Raw genomic sequence first — 298 nt, 5'->3', positions numbered from 1 at the left:
TACGGGCCTGCCACAATATTGACAACCAGCACCCGGATATTCAGCTTTTACTCCGCTGCGCCGCGCTGCCAGCGATTGAGCATCAATGGATTCTGGATATAGAGGCGGCCCGGCAAGGTACGGAACCCGCACCCTTCGAGTTAGAGGCAACCGAACTTGCCAATGTGAAAGCATTGTCTTATGTCGTGCCATTGTCGAGCAGCAGCGGAACCCTGGGTGTGTGCCTGCTTTCCAGGCCCACCTCGACAGAAAAAGTCAACTGGGAAGACCGTGATTTGATGAAGGCGATCAGCCGTCA

The 298-nt window shown here is 55.0% G+C and carries 1 protein-coding gene; it reads left to right on the top strand.

What is annotated here, in order from left to right:
• Positions 1–298: hypothetical protein (locus tag ACYP03_RS25535; protein WP_459782609.1), on the top strand; the 298-nt coding region annotated here is incomplete at both ends.

The sequence above is a fragment of the Photobacterium sp. R1 genome (genome assembly GCF_054600795.1).
The sequence above is the reverse complement of the archived record's forward strand: the minus strand, read 5'-3'. Positions and strand labels throughout refer to the sequence as shown.